Here is a 20,350-nt window from a genome sequence, read left to right on the forward strand (position 1 = left end):
TCTCAAAATAACTACACGAGCTGCCGGCGACTTCCGAGGAGGCGCTCGAGCGGCTCCTCGGCGGCAGCCTCGCCGGCCTCGTCACGCGCCCAGCCCGTCAGCTTCGCCAGGTCCGCATCGTCGCCGTCGAGCTGCACAACGGGCAGCGCCCCGGCGAACACCAGGCCCGCCGCGGCGTCGATCGTGACGACCTGCCCCTCGAGCCCCATGAGGGCACCGGCACCGCACCCCACGACACAGGGCACCCCGAGCTCGCGGCTGACGACGGCGGCGTGCGACGTCGATCCCCCGAGCTCCGTGAGCAGCCCGGTCGCGACCAGCATCGCGGGGACGTCCTCGGGGTCGGTGGTCGGTCGCGCGAGGATCACCGCCTCGCCGTCGGCCGCACGATCCTCGGCCGCCTCCGTGTCGGTGACGATGACGCCGCTGACGACCCCGGGGCACGCGGGCTTGCCCTCGGCCACCAGGGTCGCCCCCGCCCGCGCCGCCGGGTCCAGGTGCGGTCGGCGCACCGCGGTCAGATGCTCGACGGTGACCCGGTCCAGGGCCTCCGCCGGGCTGATGAGCCCCTCCTCCTCCAGGACGACGGCCAAGCGGATCGCCGCGGCCGCGGACCGCTTCGCGGCCCGGCTCTGCAGGAGCCACAGCCGCCCCGCCTCGACCGTGAACTCGAGGTCCTGCACGTCGCGCCCGTCCCGCTCGAGCAGTGCGGCGGTCTGCATCAGCTCCGCGTGCGCGGTGGGTAGCTGCTCGGCGAACGCGCTGAGCGGGAGGGGGTCGTGGGTTCCCGAGACGACGTCCTCGCCCTGGCCTCGCGGAAGCCACTCGCCGTGCGGCTCCCGGGCGCCGGTGAGCGGGTTGCGCGTGAAGAGCACCCCGGTCCCGGACGCGTCGTCGAGGTTCCCGAAGACCATCGCTTGGACCGTCACGGCGGTGCCCGCGTCCTGGTCCAGGCCGCGGTCGGCACGGTATGCGATTGCGCGCCGCGAGTTCCACGACGCGAGGACCGCGGCGACGGCGCCTCCGAGCTGCTCCCACGGGTCATGCGGGGCCGGCTCGCCGACGACCGCCGCGTACTGCTCGCGGAAGCGTCGCTGTAGGTCGTCTGCGAACGCCGGGTCGCCGGTCTGGCGGGCGATCGCGGCCTGCACCCCATCGTCGAGCCCGAGGTTGAGGATGGTGTCCATCATGCCCGGCATGCTCACGGCCGCCCCCGAGCGGACCGAGACCAGCAACGGCGCCTCGCCGCCCCCGAAGGTCCGCCCGGTGGGCGCCTCGAGCGCCGCCATCGCGCCCGGGAGCGCCGCCGTCACCGCGTCCGGCACGCGGCCACCGGCCTCCTCGTACAGCCGGCAGACATCGGTGGTGATCACGAAGGCAGGCGGGACCGGAACCCCGAGCCCCAGCATGCGCTGGATGCCCCACGCCTTGCCCCCGAGCCGATCGCGGTCGCCGTTCAGGTCGCCGTCGAGCGGCAGCACCGACGGGTGCACGGGCACGCTCATTCGGCGCGTCCCGCTGCCGCCTCCTCGAGCCGGGTCAGCCCCGCGAGGCCTATCAGGTCCTCGTGCAGCTCGAACCAGACCGTGTGGTAGCTGTCGATCATCGGCCGCAGGAACCACTCGCTCTCGCCCGCGCGCACGCGCGTGAGGGCCGCGTGGAAGCGGCCGGGGTACGGGCTCAGCCGCGGGACGATCCCTGCCACGCGGCCGAGCAGCGGCTCGAAGCGGTCGTGCAGGGCGTCGAGATCCGCGAGCACGCCGGCGTCGTACGCGGCGTCCGCGTGATCGTTCGGCTGTCCGTCGCGCAGCTGCCAGCGGTGGACGAGCTCCTTGAAGCCGCTATTAAGTGGCGTGAACTCCTCGTACAGCGCGGTGACCGCGGCGCGGTCCACGGCTTCGCGCTCCTCGGCCAGCGCCACGTCGAGACGGTCACGCCCCTCGCGCGTCACGCGGAAGCGTCCGTTGCGCTCGGCGACGTCGTCGGCCGCAAGAAGCTCTGTCAGGGCAGCGGTCACGGCGCCTTCGTCCAGTCCCGTCGCGGCGGCGAGCACGTCGGGCGTGCCCATCCCCTTCAGCCGCAGCGCCTGCATCACCGGAACGTTCATGAGGCCTCCCCGGGCTCGATGTACTTGAACTCGCCGTCCCGGAAGACGTCGACCTTGTGGATGTTGCCGTGGTTCGAGAAGCACGTGAACTCTTTGCCGGCCCCGTCCTCCATCACCGCGTAGTAGTCGCGCAGGTTGTGCGCCAGGCCGCTGAGCTCTGGCTCGGCGTCGTGCCAGGCCGCCGCGACCGAGGCGGCACGCCGGACGGTCGTCGCCGCGAACTCGTAGCCGTCGAGGAACTTGAGCTCCAGGCGTGCCGGCCACGCCATGCTGTCCTTGTAGTAGAGCCCGGAAACCGCGGGCACGAGGCAGCCGGTGTCCGACCGCCAGCCGGCGAGCGGCATCGGCTCGCCCTCCGGCACCTCGTTGCTGCGCAGCGCGATGACCGAGAAGACGCTGTCGTCGGGCAGCACGCCGCCGACGAGGTCGATGCCGGTGTTGAAGGTCGACTCCGTCTTGCGGCGGCCCCAGCCGCGGTCGCGCCAGCCGATCCCCTTGAACGGCACCTTCTCCGCGCCCTTCCACTGCACCCAGCCCTCCCCGGTGATCAGCTGCTCGTAGTGCGAGTACTGGTGCCCGAACTTCCCGGTCGCGTAGTACCCGGGGAACATCGTGTCCCACAGGGAGGCGTGGTGCTTGCCCGTGATCGTGAGGTCGAAGGCGACCTGCGACAGGTTCCCCACCCAGCGCAGCGTGTGTGCGGAGTCCTCACGCAGATCGATCCACTCGAGGTGCCCGAGCGAGTTCCCGCACCGGTCATCCGTGTTCTCGCCCTCGTCGCGCTGCACCTCGGTCAGGACCTTCCCGCCGGAGGCGACCGAGATCCCGACGCGCGTAGGCGGGGTCCGGTTCTCGCTGACGGTCATGTGCATGTTGATCGTCTGATCCGACGCCTCGTCGCGCATGCTCGTGTACCAGGTGTCCTTCCACGGAAAGGACGGGTCACCGGTCGGGGTGTGCAGGCGCTCGTCCTGCGGTCGCGGGATCCACGCCGCCGGGATCGGCAAGGTCGTGACGGTCATGCCGTGGCTCCGTTCGGGGAAGGGGTCTCGGTGTCGGCTCGCTCGAGGATCTCGACGGTGCCGTCGTTGCCATCGACCCGGACCTGATCGCCGTCGCGCAGGATCGCGGTGCCGTTACGGGTCCCGATCACGCAGGGGATGCCGAGCTCGCGGGCGACGACCGCAGCGTGGCTGAGGGGCCCGCCGATGTCCACGACCAGCGCCGACGCGAGGAACAGGACAGACGCCCAACTGGGGTCCGTCGTCGGGCAGACGAGGATGTCGCCGGGATCCACGTCGGTGAACGCGGGATCGTGGACGAGGCGCACGGTCCCTTCGACCACTCCGCCGCTGGCGGCGATGCCCGCGACGCTGACGGCGTCGTCGCCGGCAACGCTGTCCAGGGGGAACGCCTCCGGACTCCCGCCCCAGTGCTTCGGGATGTCGAGCTGCTGCAGCGTCTCGCGCACGGCGCGGCGCCGCGCGACGGTGGCGGCGGCGTCGGGCGGGATACCGGCGATCAGCTCGTCGGCGGTGAAGAAGAACGCGTCGTCGGCGGCCGAGAGGACACCCTGCTCGGTGAGGAGCGTGCCCATCCGGCGCCCGGTCGCCCGGACGATGTCCAGCGCGCGCATCAGCGCTTCCTTCGCGACGCCGCGGAGCGGGATGCGCTGGACGGCGAGCTTGAGGATCAGCTTTGCCACGGGACGGTGGTATGCGGGCAGTCGAGCGAGCAGTTCGCGCTCCGCGGCCTGCCGTTCCCGGGTCCGCTGGGCGTGGGCGTTGTGGGGGTGCTGTGACTCGTCGCGGTCGGCGTACTGCTCCGCGAGGCGCAGGACGGGGGTCGGATCCTCCCGCCAGACACGACTGGAGAGCTCGCCCTCACGGGGGCCGTGGTAGCCGTGCTGCGCGAGGAAGGCGTCGATCGTCATCCGCTTGCGGCCGAGCTCCCAGAGGTCGGCGATGATCTGCGTCTCCGCGTGCGATCCCTGGCCGGCCATCAGCGCGTTGGCGGTCGCGGAGTCGACGCCCGCCTTGGCGATCAGGGCCAGCAGCTGGTCGTAGACCGACTGCACGCCGACAAAGACACCGCGGGACTGGATCGACGTCATGTCGATCAGCTTCTGCGCCGCCTCTGCGAGCAGCACCCGGCACTGCTGCAGGTCTGCGGTCTCCACCTGTCGCAGGCGGTCGGTCCACCAGGCCGCAGTCGGCTCCGTGCCGGCGATGACCTGGCGCCGGATCATCGCGAGGGCGTACGGCATCTTGACCGCCACGACCGGCATGCGCTTCAGAGTGCGCTTCATGGGTAGCTCGGGCGGGACCTCTCCGAGCAGCTGCCGGGCGATCGCGTCGCCGCTGGTGCCAGGGAGCCTGTCGCCCATGGCGCAGAGGAAGCTCACGCTCAGCGCGCCGCGACCGTAGAAGATCGATAGCACGCGGTCACTCGGATCCTTCGGCATCGCGACGAGCTTCGGCTCGAGGGCGCCCATGCGGGCGAAGGTGTCGCGCATCGCAAGCTCGATCGCCGGCGCCCAGACCGACCACCCGAGGGGAGTGACGACGCCGGGGAGCGCCTCACCGACGTTAGCTGTCGACCAGAACCTGTCGGGCGCCGTGTAGGCGTGGAGTAGACCTTCGGGATCCGGGTGCGCGCGGCCTTCGGTGGACATCGGAACCTCCTGCGGAGCTGAGTCTGGCTCCGCGAGTTATTTATGAAGCTGTCCGTCTCACAATAACGTCAGGCTCGCGTGGAAGCAAGGCGCAGCGTGCTCAGCACTCAGCCTCGACGCGCGTGTACGGCAGCTCGGAGTCCATCGGGCCGCTGTCGCCCTCGCCGCCGGACGGGACGCCGCCGTCCCCCGGCTTCGGGTAGGGCTGGTAGCCGCGCGCGGTCAGCTTGTTCACGATGCCGATGTCCTGGAGCTGGTTCAGCAGCTCGCGGCCGGCGTCGGGGATGGCCGTGAAGGAGTTCTGGCCCACCAGCGCGTAGAAGCGAGCGGCGTGTCCGGTGGCGTCGTAGTAGTTCGTCGGCGAGGACATGTTGGCGACCATCGCCGAGACGTCGTTCGCGTACGGCGAGAGGAACTTCGCCATGGGGTTCAGCTCGCAGAGGGTCTTGCTCAGTGCCGGCAGTGCTTTCGTCGCCGGGTCGCCGAGGCCTCGGAGCTTGTCGGCGGTCATCGTCAGCTTCGGGGCGGCCGACGACAGGTTCCGCATGATGCCGCGTCCCTCCTGCGCCGCGGGTCGCAGGTTCGCGATGACGGGGCGCAGGTCGTCGACCGCCCTCGCCAGGTTCGCGACGACCGGGGCCGACCGGGCGGTGACCGACTTCACGAGCCCCGACGTCTCCTGCACCTGTCGCAGCGTCGGCGGAAGCTCCTCGAGCGTCGCCTTCAGACCGTCATCGCGATCCGCGAGCGCCTGGAACGTCTGCCGTCCCGCCGACGCCAGCGTCCTGATGGACGTGTCCCGATCGCCGATCTCACGCATGACGTCGCCCACATGGTCGACGACCGCGGCGACCTGCTGGCGATCCTTGCCCAAGATGGCCGTCACGTCGTCTGCCGCCGGCACCACATCGCCTGTGTCCTTGAGCATCGCGTTCAGCCGGACCCCCTGGCCGTCGAGGCCGGACCCGAAGCCCTGGATGAGCTGACGGGCGCGGTCACGCGTCTTGCCGCGCAGGACGGACAGGATCTCGTCGGCCTCGACGTAGTTCTCCGTCTGACTCACCGGCAGGATCCCGCCGCTGGCCAACGTGCGGGTCGAGCGACCCGGCAGCAACTCGACGTAGTTCTCGCCGACGAGCGTGCGCAGGCGGATCGCTGCACGGGTGTCCTCGGGAAGCGGCGTCTTCCCCTTGCCGATCTTCAGCTCGAGCACCGCGGCAGCGCCTTTGCGCTCGACCGACGTGACCTTGCCGACCTGGATGCCGGCGATGCGGACGCTGGCTCCGGGCCCCATCGACGCGGCGGTGGGGAACAGCACCTTGACCTTGTAGTCGCCGCCGCCCCAGGGGGCAGCGCCGGACCACGTCAGGAGGGTCACGAGGAACGCGAGCGCGAAGCCGCCGATCCCGAGCAGCGTGAGGAGGTGTCCGCGAAAGCTGTTCATCAGGGCTCCGATCCCTTCGGTCCGCCGCGTGCGCAGCTCGGCGACGCGCTCCGGCCCGGGCTCTTGACCCCCGAGAGGCTGTCGGCGCCGAAGCCGAAGTCACCGGTGGGGTACGCGCCCAGGGAGTCGTCGAACTTCGTGATCGACGCCGTCCACTGGAAGAACATGTAGGCGGCGACGGGGCAGCCGGCGACGTCCTTCGTCGCCAGAGCGAGGTCGGGCATCTGCGGACGCAGGGCCCGGACGCTGCTCGAGAGGGACGCGGCAAAGGGCCTGAGGTTGTTCGACAGCGGGACGAGGCGGGTGAGCGGCTCGCGGAGCGCTCGCACCGCGGGCCGCGCGTCGGCGCTCAGACCCTTGATGCTGGCGAGGCCCTTCGGCAGCGCCGCGGCCACGGGGTCGAGGCGGTCGACCGCCTGATCGACGTCGGGCAGCGCGCCACGGAGCGTGGCGAAGCTGGCATCGAGCTCGCGCAGCGCGGGCGGCAGCTCGCGCAGCATCCCGTCGAGCCCGGTCCGCTCGTCGGACGTCGCGGAGAGCACGCGGCTGCCATCGTCGAGCACACGCCGCAGGGACTGATCGCGATCGCCGAGGACCTTGGTGAGCCGACCGACGTTGTGGACCATCCGTCGGGTCCTGCCGGTCCGGAGGGAGAGCTGACGCGACATCCTCGCGACCACGTCGATGAACGGGGTGAGCTGGACGAACGCCTCGCGGAGCTTCGCGCCGCGGTCGTCGAGGCCCTGTCCGAGCTCGGCCATCAGCGTCTGCATGCGGTCGCGGACATCCGGCTGGAAGGTGTTGAGCACGTCCGCGACGTTGACGCTCGTGTCGGTGTGCGAGGCCGGGACGACATCGTTCTCACCGGTGGTGCCCGCGGTCTTCGTCCCGCGGTCGGTGATGTCCAGGTACATGTCCTGGAGCGGCGTGTTGGGCCGGATCGACGCGGTGGCGTCCTTGTAGATCGGGCCCCACTTCTTGAGGACGCTCGCGGTGACGACGGCCTTGCCGTCCTCGATCTTCACGTCGGTGACGATGCCCGCGGCGATGCCCTTGAAGCGCACCTCGGCGCGGTCGGGCACGAGGCCCGTGGTGTCGTCAGCGGCGAACTTGACGGTCTGCTTGGCGCCGCCGCCCGCTCCGATGTGGTCGTAGATGTAGTAGAAGCCGCCCAGGCCGATGGCGGCACCGATGAGGAGCACGACGAGCGGCTGCACGGCGCGCCTGACCTCGAGCTCGACGCGCGAGCGGTTCAGCTGCTCGGAGATCCGCTTCTGGGGCCGCGGGCGCTGGCGGGAGTCGTGCATCACTTGCCCTTCCTGGCGACAGGTGACCCGCCGAGGATGCTCTTGAAGGTGCTGCCCAGCGCCTGGCACTGCAGGAACGCGGCGGCGCCCGGGTCGGTGAAGAAGGCCCGGCAAGGCAGGTCGTCGACGATGCGGGCGCCGCCGTTGCCGGTGAACCGGATGTACGTCGACTCGTTGTCGTAGTGCGAGCCGATGCCGTCGAGGCCGGCGAGGGCCGGGCCGATCATCTGGTACGTCGTGTGCTTGGACTCGGGCGACATCGTGGCGAGGTCGGGAAGGATGTCCTTGTCGATGCGCTCGAGGCTCGGCGAGAGCTCGTCGAGCAACGGGTTGCCCGTCCGGGCCGTAGCGGCCAGCGCACTCGCAGTGGGTCGCAGCGTGCGCAACAGCGGCCGTGCCTGGGCGGTGAGGAGACGGTCGGCGTCGATGACCGTCCCGCGCAGTGAGCTGAGCGTCGGCGCGACGTCGTCGGCCGGTTCCCGGAGCCGCTCGATGAGCGGGGTGGCGTCGTCGAGCGTGCCGTTCAGCCGGGCGAGCGTCGAGCGCACGCGGGGTAGCGCGCCGGCGGCGATGTCGATCGTGGACTGGATCTCCCGCCCGCGTGCTCCGGTGACCTGGGTCGTGAGCGCGGCGTCCTGAATGACGCTGCGCAGCTTGTCCTGCGGCGCGTCGAGCACGGTCATCGCCCGGCCGGTCTGCTTGATGAGCTCGCGGATGTCGTCGTTGCGCCGCTGGCCGCGCAGTGCGTCGAGCCCGGGGGCGACCACCGGTGCCGCGTCCGCGATCGTCCCGAGGACGGTCCCGGGCTCCGAGGGATCGCTGAAGGACTTCGGCAGTTCGCGGAACGTCTGCTTCAGGCCGCTGCGCGCCTTGCCGTCGAGGGTACCGGTGAGGTCCTCGAGCTCGACCTGGAAGTTCGTGCGGCGCTCCGGGATGACCTGTGAGCCGAGCTCGCCCATGCCTGGCGTCCCGCGCTCGAGGGCGACGGCGTAGCTCGCGCCGAGCAGCGTGCGCCACTTGATCGAGGCGCGCGCGTTGGCGTACAGGGGACCGGCGTCGTCGTCCAGGCTCATCTCGACGGTCGCGCCGCGGCCGCCGGGGTTGACGGTGATCTTCTTGACCTTGCCGACGTTCACGCCATCGATGCGGACGGGCTCGTTCTTGTGGAGGGAGCCGGTGCTCACGAAGTTCGCGCGGACGGTCGTGCCGCCGCCGGCGAGCAGGCGCGGGATGACGCCGAGGAAGAAGAGCGCGAACAGCGCGAACCCTCCGGCCACGATCACGAGGCCGAGCAGCGCCTTCCTGTCGTCCGTCGAACGCATCGTGCTCATCGTCCTGACCCTTGGTCGCCGGCGCGGAACGTCCCGAGGGCCGAGTACGGCTTGCCCGGGGAGTGCGTGCACGGAGCCGAGTAGATCTCGCGGTTGTGGATGAACGGCCGGGAGATGCCTGGCACCAGGCTGCCGAGGGACTGCGGCCCCGCGATGACGTTGACGCGGAGCTGGTTGAAGTGCCCCGCGTCACCGCCCGGGAGCGCGCGCTCGGACGGCGCGCCATACCCAAGGACGCTGCGCCAGTTGTCGCCGAAGTTCTTCACGTCGCAGCCGTGCTTTCCGAGCGAGGTAACGAGCGGGAGCAGGTTCGTGAACGCCCGGTCCAAGGGATCGAGTTCGGGCTTCAGCGCGCGGGTCGTCTTCAGCACCGAGGGCACGGCGCCGTCTAGAGCGTCGAGCAGCGGCTCGGTGCGCTTCAGTGGCGTCGGGCTCTCCCGCAGCAGGGCGTTCGTCGCGCGCAGGGCACCCGGCGCACGAGGCAGGGTGCGGTTGACCGAGCGCAGGAGGGAGCGGGTCGACGTCAGGAGGGTGCGTCCCGCGCCCAACCCCGACTGCATCGCGTCGAGCGTGGGGGGAGCTGCGTCCAGCGTGGCGTGCAGGTCGTCCCGCGCGTCCGTGAACGGGGCAAGGCCTTTTGCCGCCGGATCGAAGAACCCGGCGATGTCCTCCCGGGCGCCGTCGAGGGCGCTCATCCCGGAGTTCACCGAGGGCACGAACGCCCGGGCGGCGCCGGCACGCGCCTCGATCGCGTCGGCCACACGCGTGAGCTCGTCCGTCACGCCCGGACCCAGTCGGATAGCGGTGTTGAGCCCCTGTCCGCGGCCGGCGAGCGACTGCCCGAACTCCCCGACGAGGTCGCCGAAGCGGCCGCGGGTCTCGGCGTCGAAGGTGTCGAGGACGTCGGCCACGCCACTCGTGATCGAGGTCTCGGCCGGCGCCCGCAGCGTGTCGCCGTCGTTGAGGAGCTCGCCGCTCTTGCCCGGGCGCAGCTCCAGGTACCGCGAGCCGAGCAGGCCGCGGGCACGGACCACGACCGTCGAGTCGGCGCGGAGGCGGCCGGTTCCAGGCTGAAGCTGGATCTGCACCCGCGCGCCGGTGCCGTCCACGTTCGGGTCCAGGACCTGGCCGACGCGGACACCGGCGATGCGCACCTCGTCGTGGCTGCTGAGGTTCGAGATGTCGGGGATCGCGGCGTAGAGCTTCTGGTACTTCACACCGGGGACCTTGGTGACCGACTGGACGCCGAAGCCGACGAAGGCGGCCGCGAGCAGCAGCACGATGAGACCGCTGACCGCAAGACGGCCCGGGGCCTTGTTCTCACTGCGGCGGCGCCGCGTCCGGCGCGGGCGGGCTCGGCTGCTCATGGCTTCAGGAGGTAGTCGAGGACGGACTGGACCGACTTGCTGCTGCCGGCGGTCGTGTCGCCCTGGGTGCGGCCAAGCGGCAGGCCCGTCAAGCTCTCGAGGGCGTCGGTCACGGCCTTCGGCAGCTCCTTCAGCTTCTTGGGGAGCTCGTCGAGCAGCTTCTTCGGGGCGTCGGTGACCTTCGGCAGCAGGTCCTTGACGGTCGGGGGGAGCGCCGGGGCGGCAGCCGTCGGACGCTCAGCGGCGGGAGCCTGCTTCTTCGCCTTCGCCGGAGCCTCGGGCGTCGGCGGCTCGAGCAGGGTCTGCAGGATGCCGGCGCCGAAGGTGACGCCGCCGTGGAAGGCGTGGCCACGGCCGTCGCGGCCCTGGATCGCGCGTCCCCAACCCTCGAGGACGCCGAGGAGGTCGGGGGTTGCGACGCCGAGGGCCTGGGTCAGCGGCACGGCTGCCTTCGCGAACGTGTCGAGGGACTTCAGCGTCGGGACAGCGTCCTTGACCACCGGCGTCGCCTCCCGGCCGAGCCGGGTGAGCGTGGGTGCAACCTCCTGCGCCTGACGGAGCGTCGGCCGGGCGGCGGAGCGGAACGGCTCGACCTCGCGCAGGGTCCGCTCGAGCTCGGGGGAGGTGGCGGAAATGTTGCGGGCGGCGGCCCCGAGCGGAGCCGCGGTGGTGCGGAGATCGGCGAGGAACGCCCGCAGCGTCGAAAGGCCGCCCGGCGACTTGCGGAGCGTCGCCCGCAGCGCGTCGCTTCGCGCAGCGAAGGTGGTCGCTGCGTCGGCGGCCTCGTCGATGAACCCGCCGAGGTCTGCGCTCTGGCGCACCGTGCGGGCCAAGAAGCGGTCGCTGTGCTGGATCAGGTCTGCGAGCGTACGGTTGTCGCTGACGACGTCGTTCAGCAGCTTCGTGGCAGTGTCGAGCGCAGGCGGGAGCTTGCCGAGGAGTGCGTTGAAGTCGGCGTGCCGCCCGGTCATCGTGACGCCGGCCTCGTTGACGAGGATCGCCAGCCGCGTGCGGGTGTCGGCGTCCAGGACGTCGAGCACCTGGTCAAGGTCGGTGGCCGAGGTGACCCGCTTCGCGGGGATGATGAGGTCGGTCACGGGCGAGCGCTGCACGTCCCCGGGATCGAGCGCCGCGTACTTCTCGCCCAGGAGGTTCAGCGACTTGACCGTCACCGACGCATCGCTGCCGAGTCGCACGTTCTTGTCGTCGATGGAGAGGTCGATTTTGACCTGGTCATCGTCGGTGAGGCTCATGTCGCTGACCTTGCCGACGAGCACGCCGCCGAGCCGGACGCCCGAGCCGTCGCGCAGGCCGAGCGCGCTCGGCATCACCATGCGGATGTGCGCCTGCTCCTCGTCGTCGCGCAGGACGATGGTGGCCAGCACCGCCACCGCGACGGCGACGAGCGCGCCCATGACGAGCTGCCGTGCGATGCCGGAACGCGCGCTCACTTCGACGCCTTCGCCGGACCATCGAGGTCGATGATCTTCTTCGACAGCGGATCGAAGGCGGTGGCCTCGGGATCCTTGTTGATGTCGAGCGAGTCCGCGGTGATGTTGCACTGCGGCTGGAACCAGGGCTTGTTCACGAGCTGCCCGGGCGGGCGCGGGAAGGCCATGCGCAGCGCGCCCTTCGGCAGGACGCTCGCCAGCGTGCCGCTGCTCACCGGGATCTCGTTCGGGTACGGCACGGCGCCGACCTGAGCGCGGAAGATCTTGTCCTGGGAGTCGCCGGCGGCGCCCCAGAGCGTCGCCCAGTTCACCGCGAGCCCGCCGATCTCCGGGCTGTACGGGCGGATGCAGGCCAGCTGCTTGGCCGCCTCGTTGCCGATCGACTCCACCTGCGGGAGCAGCGGCTTCTCGACGCGATCGATCAGGCCGTTGAGCGAGGGCGCGGCTCCGCCCAGCGTCGACAGCGCTCCGCGCGCGTCCGGGCCAACGGCGACGACGGTCCGCAGGAGGCTAGTCAGTCGCGGCGAGATCGCCCGGACCGCGTCGACGCCGGGGTCCAGGCGGTCGGTCAGCTTTTGGGCTGCCCTCAGCGTCGTGTCGACGCGGCCGGCGGTGCCGCGCGCGGCGGCGAGCGTGCTGGGCGCCTCTGCGAGGACGGTCCCGAGCTGACGGCTGCGGGAGGCCACGGCCTCGAAGGTCTGGCCGGCGTTCTCCACGAGCGCTCCGAGGCGGGGATTGGCGGTGGCGGCGGACCGGGTGACTGCGGCCGTGGACCGCAGCAGGACGTCGAGGGCCGCCGGGTCGTCGCCGAGCTGGCGCAGGATCGCCGAGGTCGAGCGGGCCGCGCGCGGGCCGTCCACCAGCGCTCGCGGCAGGTTGCGGGCGACGAGGGGCGCGGCCTGGCCGGCGGTCCCGAGCAGCGCGGTGAGGTCCTTGCGGGTCCGTCCGTCGAACGTGTTGAAAACGGTGTCGAACTCGACCGGGTTCACGAATCGCGACGCCGGGATGTCCGCGCCGTCGGCCAGCGAGTCGGTCGCTTTGCCGCGGTCGACCTGCACATAGCGGTCGGAGAAGTGGATGGTGCCGGCCTGCCGCAGCGAGAAGACCGAGTCACTCGGCAGTGGCCACGCCTCGTCGTCGATGTCCAGGACGATCTTCGCCTTGTAGTCGTCGGTCAGGTCGACGGACTCGACGGTGCCGACCGGCACGCCGGCCATTCGCACGTCGAAGCCTTTGATGACCCCGGTTGCGCCCGGGACGGTCATCTCGAGCCGGTGGCCGGAGGAGCCACCGGACAGCACGACGACCAGCACGACGAGGACGAGGAGCCCCACGCCGATCGCGGCAGGGCGGGGGACGGACGCGGAGCGCACGTCAGCCGCCGATCGGCAGGTGCGGATCCTGCCCGTAGAAGACGAGGATGTACATCGCCGTGATGACGTGGATCAGGACGATGTTCACCAGCAGCGAGCGTGCGACTGCCGCTCCCACGGCGGTCGGGCCGCCGCTGGCCTTGTAGCCGTAGTAGCAGGAGACCAGCACGATCACGATCGCCTGGATCGTGAGGTTCATGATGCACAGCAGCTGGTCGGCCAGGTTCTGGACGCCCCAGTGGTAGTGCAGGAAGCTGCCCGGCGTCAGGCCCTGGAGAACCGGGATCGCCTGCAGGTAGCTCCCGGCGGTGCCGGCGAGGAGCGCCACGACTGCGGCGATGGGGGCAAACAGGATCGCGCCGACCAGGCGGGTGCCGACGAGGTAGCTCATCGGGTTGATCGCCTCGGCCTCGAGTGCGTCGATCTCCTCGCTGATCCGCATGGCGCCGATCTCGGCGGCGAGGCCGCCGCCGACCTTGGCGGCGAAGATGTAGCCGAACATGATCGGCACCGCGGCGCGCGGAGTGGTGAGCCCGCTGAAGAGGCCCGTGTAGTCCGAGGCCCCGGCGGACTTCAGGAAGAAGTATGCGAAGTTCACCTGCGTGACGCCGATGAACATGACGAGCGCGGCGATGATCAGCAGCGACCCGCGCACGAGGATCGATGACTGGCGCAGGACCTCGGCGAAGAACCGCGGGACGGTGGGCAGCGCCTTGACCGTGTCGGCGGCGAAGTAGCCGATGTCCCCGATCTCGATCAGGAAGCTCTTGACCGCGCCGGGCCGGCGCGCGGGCGGCGGGGCTGGGGTCGGGTCCGGCAGGGTCGGCCTGGGGTCTGCGATCGCCACCGTCAGCCTCGCAGGATCTGGACGGTGGGGAAGAGCGTCGAGAAGATCGTGTTGCCCACGATGCTGACCGTCCACAGCGCGAAGAAGGAGATCAGCACGCCCTCGTTGACAGCGCGGCCGACACCCTCCGCGCCGCCCTTCGAGGTCAGCCCCTTCTGACAGCTGACGATGCCGACCACCAGGCCGGCGAGCACCATCTTCCCGATCATGTTCGCGAGCTCCCCGACGCTCGTGAAGGACCGGACGGTCTCCAGGAACGCCGCGTGGGTGATGAAGCCCTCGTGCACGATCGGCGCGGTGACATAGCCCATCAGCAGGGCGGTGAAGACGCAGATCAGGCCCAGGATGGGCGCGACGACGATCAGCGCGAGGACCCGCGGCACGATGAGCATCCGCATCGTGTCGGTGCCCAGCACCTGGAGCGCGTCGAGCTCCTCGCGGATCTTCCGGGACGCGAGGTCGGCGGTCATGGCCGATCCGGCGACGCCCGCCAGGATCATGAGGGCGACCCACACGCCGATCTCGCGGGTGACGCCGACGCTCATGCCGCCGCCGAGGCGATCCATGGTGCCAAGCACGCTGACGATGCTCGCGACGTAGTAGACGAGCAGGCCGAGGGCGAACGCGCTCACCGACAGCATCGCCGGGATCACGCACCGCCGCAGGCTCTTGGAGCACTCGATCACGAACTCGCGCGGCCAGGTGTACGGCGGGAAGATGATCGCCTTGACCGTCGCGACCGCCAGGTCGCCCATCTCCCCCGCGGACGCGAGCCGGCCGAAGCCGGGCAGCGAGCTGATGGTGCGGGCGATGCCGTAGTCGCTGGTCGTGGTGGCCATGTGGCGCCACCCTCCCCCGCCGGCGACGAGCGCCGCAAGACCCGTCCGGGTCTACTCGATGCCCGGACGGGTCGACTATCGCCCGGCCGGCTGACGCGACGCGACGCCGGAGCTAGGCTCGCGCCGCCGTCGCGCCTCCATGCGCCCGGCCCGTCGTGGAACCGACCGAAGGAAGCCATGTCCGTCAGCGCTCCCCGTCCGCCCGACCCGCTCACCCCCGAGCACCTGGTCGATCCCTGGCCCAACTACGAGATCCTGCGCGACCACCACCCGATCGTCTGGCACGAGCCCACGCAGAGCTGGCTCATCAGCCGGTACGAGCACATCCGGCCGCTCCTCCGCGACCAGACGCGCTGGTCGACCGAGCACATGCAGGACCAGCTCGGGCTTGCGCTAGGCGACGCTCCGACGATGACCGCGATGGACGGCAAGCAGCACTCCGCCCGGCGCTCCCTCGTGAGCCCGTTCCTCTTCACCGGCGGCCTGGATCTCTTCACGCCGACCATCGAGCGCCGCGCGAAGGCGCTGCTGGAGCCGGTCTTCGCGCGTGAACGCGAGGCCGTGGCGGCCGGGACGCGTGAGCGCGGCCGGCTGGACTTCGTGACCGAGTTCTCCTCGGTCTACCCGGTGGACATCATGGCCGACATGATGGGGCTCCCCGGCCGCGACTACGGCCTGCTGCGCGAGTGGTACAACGCCTTCATCACCTTCGTCGGCAACATCGCCGGCGACCCGGTCCTGATCGAGCGGGGCCTGAAGGCGAAGCAGGGCTTCGGCGAGTACATCCTGCCGCTGATCGCCGAGCGCCGCAGCGGCGACGGCGACGACTTCATCTCCCGCCTCTGCCGTGCGGAGGTCGAGGGCGACAGGATGGACGACGAGGACATCCGGTCGTTCCTCGCATTGATGCTTCTGGCCGGCGGCGAGACCACCGACCATCAGCTCGCCGCCCTGCTCCACGCTCTCGTCCAGCACCCGGATCAGCTCCAGGCGCTCGCTGACGACCGGTCGCTGATGGACGACGCGATGGCCGAGGGGATGCGGTACTGCGCCATCGTCCAGTTCATCCAGCGCACCGCGCGCGAAGACGTGGACATCGACGGCACCGTCGTCCCCGCCGGAGGCAAGATCACGCTGATGCTCGCGGCCGGCAACCGCGACCCGCGCCGCTTCGAGGACCCGGACCGGTTCGACATCCACCGCACCGACCACGCGACGTCGCGGGCGTTCACCGGCAACGCCGACCACCTGGGCTTCGGCGGCGGACGCCACGTCTGCCTCGGGATGCAGCTGTCCAAGCGTGAGGTCGAGACGGCGCTGAACCACCTGCTCGACAACGCCGCCGACCTGCGCCTGGCGGACGGCTACCGGGCAGAGCACGAGGGCTTCTTCGTCCGCTCGCTCACGAGCCTCGACCTCACGTACACGCCTCGATGAGCAGCGTGCACGATGCGGCCCGCTTCCGGCAGATCCTCGGGCACTACCCGACCGGGGTCTGCGTCGTCTGCGGCATCGACCCGGCCGGGGAGCCGGCCGGGCTCGTAGTCGGCTCGTTCACCTCGGTGTCGCTCGATCCCCCGCTGGTCGCGTTCTTCCCCGACCACGCGTCCACGACCTGGCCGCGGATCGTGCCGGGCCGCCGCTTCTGCGTGAACGTCCTGGGTCACGACCAGCAGGACCTGTGTCGCCGCTTCGCGGTGAGCGGCGGGGACAAGTTCGCAGACGTCGAGTGGCGCCCGGCCGCAGCCACGGGCTCCCCGGCGCTCCGGGACGCGACCGCCTGGGTCGACTGCGAGCTCGAGGCGGTGCACCGCGCGGGCGACCACGACATCGTGGTCGGCCGCGTGCTGGACCTCGGTCTGCGCGAAGAGCCGGCCGAGCCGCTGCTGTTCCTCCGCGGCGGCTACGGTCGCTTCATGCCGCTTTAGCGGCGCGGCTCACGGGGACTGGCCCGGCAGCCCGGAGTCCCCGCGGATCGGCATGCGGTAACCGGGCGTCCCCGGGCAGGGCCCGTACCGCGTCCCGGTCACTCCCGGTGAGTCGCAGAGCCCGTTCTGCACGTGCGCCGGCATCGCCGGCCACTGCTGCTGGTTGAACCCGAGCACCCACATCGGGGCAGTGCTCTGCCCCCAGGTCGCGATCTGGACCACCCCGTACATCGCGAGCAGCGTGATACCGGTCCGAACCCGCGGTGAGTGCCGGTCGAGCCCGCGTTCCACGATGGCCAGGCCGTTGTCGTCCTTGAAGATCCGCACCGCGGCGATCGTGCCGATCCACAGGCCGAAGACCAGGACCTCCGGCGCGAACGGGTACCGGAAGGCCTCGCCGCCGATGCTCACCGAGAGCGGGGTGCCCGGGAACGTCCAGAGGTTCAGCGGGAGCAGGACCGCCGGCTCCCCGAGCACCAGGACGCAGCCTCCGAGCGACACGATGCCGTAGAGCTGCGGTCGGGTGAGGCCCGGCCACCGCTCCTTGCAGCGGCGGGCCACGCCGCCGAGCAGCATCGCGCACCCCAGGAGCCCGAAGACCTCGAACAGGCCGAGGAAGATCATCGGGTTCGCGAAGCGGCCGCAGTCCGGGTTGACGATCAGCGGGTTGTGGCCGCAGGTGTCGTTGAGGTTCACGAACTCCGAGCTGATGCTGAACATCGGCTGGAAGAAGTTGTTGCCGCCGTTCGCCCAGAACAGCGTCGCGCAGGCGATGCAGAACATGACGTCGAACGTGAGCAGCCGGCCCTGCGCGCGGCAGTCCTTGATCAGCTTGCTGATGACCCACAGCGACAGCACGATCGCGAACGCCTCGAAGCCGCGGGCGCCCCAGAACTCCTTGCCGTGTTCGCCGGTCCGGTACTCGGTGATCTGCGACGGGCCGTCGGCCAGCCAGCTGACGACCGTCCAGGTTTCGAGGAACAGGATCGGCAACGCGAGCAACGCGAGGTAGTGAGGCCAGCCCCAGGCGCGGCGTCGCGCGGTGTCCGACGGTGCTGACACGGCACCTCGGGGTGGTTGTGCAGGGACTGTGGCCGCCATGTGCTCCTCCTGTGGTCTCCGCGGACCCGGACCCGGCGGGTGGCGAAAAATCGCCACCGCCCGAACGCGAAGTGTATTATTGAGCCGGACAGGCTCAATAATACGTCGCGAGCCGATCGGCGTGCAACACACCAAGCGGAGGGTCGTCATATGCCAGGACTTGTCGAAGGTCGGGTCGCGGTCATCACCGGAGCTGCGAGCGGCATCGGACGGGCGACCGCTCTGGCGTTCGCCCGGGAGGGAGCGGCGGCGGTGATCGTCGCTGACGTGCGGTCGGACCCGCGTGAGGGCGGCACCCCGACACACGAGGCCGTGAGCTGCGAGGGCCGCTTCGTGCAGTGCGACGTCACGCGGCCGGCAGACCTCGAGGCTGCCGTCGCCGCAGCGGACGAGTTCGGCGGGATCGACATCATGTTCAACAACGCGGGCATCGTCGTCGTCAACGACATCCTCGACACCACCGAGGAGGAGTACGACCGGTTGATGGCGGTCAACGCCAAGGGCGCGTTCTTCGGGACGCAGGCCGCCGGGCGAAAGATGGTCGAGAAGGGCGCCGGCGTGATCATCAACATGTCAAGCATCGCCGGCTTCATGGGAACCGGCGCGACCCCGGCCTACTGCGCGTCCAAGGGCGCGATCAAGCTGACGACCTATGCGGCGGCGCACTCGCTCGGCCCCCGCGGTGTGCGGGTCAACGCGATTCATCCCGGCGTGATCGCCACCGAGATGATCACGCAGGACTTCGGTCTCCCGAAGGAGGCCGTCACCTCCGTCTTTCCCATTCCGCTCGGCCGTCCCGCCGATCCGGAGGACGTCGCCGACGCCGTGGTGCTGCTCTGCAGCGACAACGCGCGCTACATGAACGGCTCGTCGATGCTCGTCGACGGCGGCATCGCCAGCACCTTCGGCTGAAGCCGAACCCCCAACTGATGACCACACGAGGAGAGACCCGATGAAGGTCAGCGTATTTGCGATGCCCACGATCCCGGCCACGCTCAAGGAGCGCCGGGAGCTCAGGCCGATCGGCCGGAACACCGAGCGCTACCAGATGATGCTGGAGGAGCTGCGCGCGATTGCGGTGCTGGCGGACGAGCTCGGCTATGACGCCTTCTCGACGACCGAGCACCACCTGCACTCCGAGGGTGGTGAGGCGATGCCGAACCCCCTGATGCTCTACGCCGACCTTGCGGCCCGGACGAAGAACATCCACTTCTACCCGATGTCGCTCGTCCCGACGGCGGACGACCCGATCCGGATGGCCGAGAACATCGCCCTGCTCGATCAGCTGACGCAGGGCCGGGTCGGCGTCACGTTCGCTCGCGGGTACCAGAAGCGGTGGATCCAGATCCTGTCCCAGGGCCGTGGCTCCACCTCGCTGGTCGACCAGGCGTCCGACCAGCGCAACCGCGAGATCTACGACGAGAACGTCGAGGTCATCCTGAAGGCGTGGCAGAACGACTCCTGGGACCACGACGGCAAGCACTACCAGGTGCCGTTCCCCTACGCCGAGGGCGTGAAGGGATTCGGCGGTATCGAGTGGACCCGGCAGTTCGGATCCGAGGACGAGGTCGACGAGGACGGCGTGATCCGCAAGATCGGCCTGACGCCGCCGCCCTACCAGCGGCCCTATCCCGAGGTCTGGGTCCCGTACACGATGTCCCCGGCGAGCATGATCGCCGCGGCGCAGCGCGGGTTCTCGTGTATCGCCACCGAGGGCCGAGCGGCGCCGTTCCGCGAGCACGCGCTGGCCTACCGCGCCGAGGCCGCCAAGCAGGGCTTCGACCTCAAGCTCGGTGAGCGCTTCGGCGCGACCCGGTCGGTGTGCATCGGCAAGACGCGCGAGGAGGCGTTCGAGATGGCCGTCCGGACGGCCGCCTACGAGTGGCACAACTACTTCAACAAGTTCGGCTTCGCGGAGATGTTCCGCACCGCCGAGGATGCGGCGGACAAGCCGGTGTCGTTCGCCGACGAGGCGGCGCTGGCCAAGCGCCTGATCGAGACGCGGCAGCTGCTGTGCGGCACCGCTGACGACGTGAAGCGCCAGCTCGAGGAGCTGCACACCTGCCACGCCGGCGAAGGCGAGGAGAAGGGCGAGCTCGACTGGCTGGTCTGGCAGTTCTTCCAGCAGGGCACGACGCCGCTCGAGGTGCAGCAGGAGCAACTGCGGGTGTTCGCGGAAGAGGTTCTCCCGGCGGTGCGGTAGTGATCGTGCGCCTGGACGTGGCTGCTGGGTTGCCGGCGGTCACGTCCCTGGTGGCGGCGACAGACTTCGGCGCCTTCCACGTCGAGGTCCGTCACGCTCCGGCGAGCACGCCGACAGGCCCCGAGATCGACGCAGCGCTGCGGGCAGCACGGGCGGGTGCCCTCGGGCCAGATCAGCAGCACGTGCTCGTGGACGTCGCGGCGCTCCGGCGGCTCGCCGTGGAGGCGGGCGCCTCGTCGCCTCAGTGGAACGCCGGGCTGGACGCGATGCTGTCGTACGCGGCCGGGCGGGGGTGGCTCAGCGCCGACGGCGCCGCCATCCAGGCGCATGTCGAATTCGCCACCGGCTGACCGACGCCGGCCATGCCCGCGGGCGCCG

General features: G+C 70.5%; 18 protein-coding genes. 5 read left to right on the forward strand and 13 right to left on the reverse strand.

Features of this window, described 5'->3' with window-relative positions; translation table 11 throughout:
- Positions 1-11 precede the first annotated feature (11 nt).
- From DSM112329_RS26940 to DSM112329_RS26995, 12 genes are all read right to left on the reverse strand, one after another.
- Positions 12-1,505, reverse strand: coding sequence for a pyruvate, phosphate dikinase (locus tag DSM112329_RS26940; protein WP_354699666.1), 1,494 nt, complete (start codon positions 1,503-1,505; stop codon positions 12-14).
- Positions 1,502-2,107: a MarR family transcriptional regulator gene (locus DSM112329_RS26945; protein ID WP_354699667.1), complete on the reverse strand. Its 606-nt coding sequence runs from the start codon at positions 2,105-2,107 to the stop codon at positions 1,502-1,504. The genes DSM112329_RS26940 and DSM112329_RS26945 overlap by 4 nt, the downstream gene beginning before the upstream one ends.
- Positions 2,104-3,129 carry a hypothetical protein gene (locus DSM112329_RS26950; RefSeq protein ID WP_354699668.1) on the reverse strand — a complete coding sequence of 342 codons (1,026 nt, stop codon included), beginning with the start codon at positions 3,127-3,129 and terminating at the stop codon, positions 2,104-2,106. The genes DSM112329_RS26945 and DSM112329_RS26950 overlap by 4 nt, the downstream gene beginning before the upstream one ends.
- Complete coding sequence (locus DSM112329_RS26955; protein WP_354699669.1) at positions 3,126-4,781, reverse strand: PEP-utilizing enzyme; 1,656 nt, start codon at positions 4,779-4,781, stop codon at positions 3,126-3,128. Before DSM112329_RS26955 ends, DSM112329_RS26950 begins: the two co-directional genes overlap by 4 nt.
- 100 nt (positions 4,782-4,881) lie before the next feature.
- Positions 4,882-6,225: an MlaD family protein gene (locus DSM112329_RS26960; RefSeq protein ID WP_354699670.1), complete on the reverse strand. Its 1,344-nt coding sequence runs from the start codon at positions 6,223-6,225 to the stop codon at positions 4,882-4,884.
- Positions 6,225-7,532, reverse strand: a complete 1,308-nt coding sequence (locus DSM112329_RS26965; protein WP_354699671.1) for an MlaD family protein — start codon at positions 7,530-7,532, stop codon at positions 6,225-6,227. Before DSM112329_RS26965 ends, DSM112329_RS26960 begins: the two co-directional genes overlap by 1 nt.
- On the reverse strand, positions 7,532-8,863 hold the full coding sequence (locus DSM112329_RS26970; protein ID WP_354699672.1) for an MlaD family protein: 1,332 nt from the start codon (positions 8,861-8,863) through the stop codon (positions 7,532-7,534). The genes DSM112329_RS26965 and DSM112329_RS26970 overlap by 1 nt, the downstream gene beginning before the upstream one ends.
- The gene (locus tag DSM112329_RS26975) at positions 8,860-10,230 is read right to left on the reverse strand and encodes an MlaD family protein (protein ID WP_354699673.1); all 1,371 of its coding nucleotides are present in this window, start codon (positions 10,228-10,230) and stop codon (positions 8,860-8,862) included. Before DSM112329_RS26975 ends, DSM112329_RS26970 begins: the two co-directional genes overlap by 4 nt.
- Positions 10,227-11,681 (reverse strand): MlaD family protein, encoded by a 1,455-nt coding sequence (locus tag DSM112329_RS26980; RefSeq protein ID WP_354699674.1) that lies wholly within the window; start codon positions 11,679-11,681, stop codon positions 10,227-10,229. Before DSM112329_RS26980 ends, DSM112329_RS26975 begins: the two co-directional genes overlap by 4 nt.
- Positions 11,678-13,054: an MlaD family protein gene (locus tag DSM112329_RS26985; RefSeq protein WP_354699675.1), complete on the reverse strand. Its 1,377-nt coding sequence runs from the start codon at positions 13,052-13,054 to the stop codon at positions 11,678-11,680. Before DSM112329_RS26985 ends, DSM112329_RS26980 begins: the two co-directional genes overlap by 4 nt.
- A 1-nt stretch (position 13,055) precedes the next feature.
- Positions 13,056-13,901, reverse strand: coding sequence for an ABC transporter permease (locus DSM112329_RS26990; RefSeq protein WP_354699676.1), 846 nt, complete (start codon positions 13,899-13,901; stop codon positions 13,056-13,058).
- Between the two features lie 2 nt (positions 13,902-13,903).
- Positions 13,904-14,740, reverse strand: a complete 837-nt coding sequence (locus DSM112329_RS26995; RefSeq protein ID WP_354699677.1) for an ABC transporter permease — start codon at positions 14,738-14,740, stop codon at positions 13,904-13,906.
- Positions 14,741-14,917: 177 nt separating this feature from the next.
- On the opposite strand from DSM112329_RS26995, the gene DSM112329_RS27000 reads away from it, so the two are divergent.
- Positions 14,918-16,177: a cytochrome P450 gene (locus tag DSM112329_RS27000; protein WP_354699678.1), complete on the forward strand. Its 1,260-nt coding sequence runs from the start codon at positions 14,918-14,920 to the stop codon at positions 16,175-16,177.
- Positions 16,174-16,668 carry a flavin reductase family protein gene (locus DSM112329_RS27005; RefSeq protein WP_354699679.1) on the forward strand — a complete coding sequence of 165 codons (495 nt, stop codon included), beginning with the start codon at positions 16,174-16,176 and terminating at the stop codon, positions 16,666-16,668. Before DSM112329_RS27000 ends, DSM112329_RS27005 begins: the two co-directional genes overlap by 4 nt.
- Positions 16,669-16,677: 9 nt before the next feature.
- Here the strand turns inward: DSM112329_RS27005 and DSM112329_RS27010 are convergent, their stop codons facing one another.
- Positions 16,678-17,730: a spirocyclase AveC family protein gene (locus DSM112329_RS27010; RefSeq protein WP_354699680.1), complete on the reverse strand. Its 1,053-nt coding sequence runs from the start codon at positions 17,728-17,730 to the stop codon at positions 16,678-16,680.
- A gap of 189 nt (positions 17,731-17,919) precedes the next feature.
- Here DSM112329_RS27010 and DSM112329_RS27015 point away from each other — a divergent pair, with 189 nt between their 5' ends.
- Genes DSM112329_RS27015 through DSM112329_RS27025 form a run of 3 tightly spaced genes read left to right on the forward strand, consistent with a single transcriptional unit; the run spans position 17,920 to position 20,322 of the window.
- Positions 17,920-18,681 (forward strand): SDR family oxidoreductase, encoded by a 762-nt coding sequence (locus DSM112329_RS27015; protein ID WP_354699681.1) that lies wholly within the window; start codon positions 17,920-17,922, stop codon positions 18,679-18,681.
- A gap of 40 nt (positions 18,682-18,721) precedes the next feature.
- Complete coding sequence (locus DSM112329_RS27020) at positions 18,722-19,972, forward strand: LLM class flavin-dependent oxidoreductase (RefSeq protein WP_354699682.1); 1,251 nt, start codon at positions 18,722-18,724, stop codon at positions 19,970-19,972.
- Positions 19,972-20,322: a hypothetical protein gene (locus DSM112329_RS27025; protein ID WP_354699683.1), complete on the forward strand. Its 351-nt coding sequence runs from the start codon at positions 19,972-19,974 to the stop codon at positions 20,320-20,322. The genes DSM112329_RS27020 and DSM112329_RS27025 overlap by 1 nt, the downstream gene beginning before the upstream one ends.
- The last annotated feature ends 28 nt before the right edge of the window (positions 20,323-20,350 follow it).

The sequence above is a fragment of the Paraconexibacter sp. AEG42_29 genome (assembly GCF_040581415.1).
Lineage (GTDB): Bacteria > Actinomycetota > Thermoleophilia > Solirubrobacterales > Solirubrobacteraceae > Paraconexibacter.

Excerpts from the sequence above, each read along its gene's own strand:
- DSM112329_RS26940 (WP_354699666.1), bottom strand. The coding sequence starts at position 1,505 with ATGAGCGTGCCCGTGCACCCGTCGGTGCTGCCGCTCGACGGCGACCTG.
- DSM112329_RS26945 (WP_354699667.1), bottom strand. The coding sequence starts at position 2,107 with ATGAACGTTCCGGTGATGCAGGCGCTGCGGCTGAAGGGGATGGGCACG.
- DSM112329_RS26950 (WP_354699668.1), bottom strand. The coding sequence starts at position 3,129 with ATGACCGTCACGACCTTGCCGATCCCGGCGGCGTGGATCCCGCGACCG.
- DSM112329_RS26955 (WP_354699669.1), bottom strand. The coding sequence starts at position 4,781 with ATGTCCACCGAAGGCCGCGCGCACCCGGATCCCGAAGGTCTACTCCAC.
- DSM112329_RS26960 (WP_354699670.1), bottom strand. The coding sequence starts at position 6,225 with ATGAACAGCTTTCGCGGACACCTCCTCACGCTGCTCGGGATCGGCGGC.
- DSM112329_RS26965 (WP_354699671.1), bottom strand. The coding sequence starts at position 7,532 with ATGCACGACTCCCGCCAGCGCCCGCGGCCCCAGAAGCGGATCTCCGAG.
- DSM112329_RS26970 (WP_354699672.1), bottom strand. The coding sequence starts at position 8,863 with ATGAGCACGATGCGTTCGACGGACGACAGGAAGGCGCTGCTCGGCCTC.
- DSM112329_RS26975 (WP_354699673.1), bottom strand. The coding sequence starts at position 10,230 with ATGAGCAGCCGAGCCCGCCCGCGCCGGACGCGGCGCCGCCGCAGTGAG.
- DSM112329_RS26995 (WP_354699677.1), bottom strand. The coding sequence starts at position 14,740 with ATGGCCACCACGACCAGCGACTACGGCATCGCCCGCACCATCAGCTCG.
- DSM112329_RS27000 (WP_354699678.1), top strand. The coding sequence starts at position 14,918 with ATGTCCGTCAGCGCTCCCCGTCCGCCCGACCCGCTCACCCCCGAGCAC.
- DSM112329_RS27005 (WP_354699679.1), top strand. The coding sequence starts at position 16,174 with ATGAGCAGCGTGCACGATGCGGCCCGCTTCCGGCAGATCCTCGGGCAC.
- DSM112329_RS27015 (WP_354699681.1), top strand. The coding sequence starts at position 17,920 with ATGCCAGGACTTGTCGAAGGTCGGGTCGCGGTCATCACCGGAGCTGCG.
- DSM112329_RS27020 (WP_354699682.1), top strand. The coding sequence starts at position 18,722 with ATGAAGGTCAGCGTATTTGCGATGCCCACGATCCCGGCCACGCTCAAG.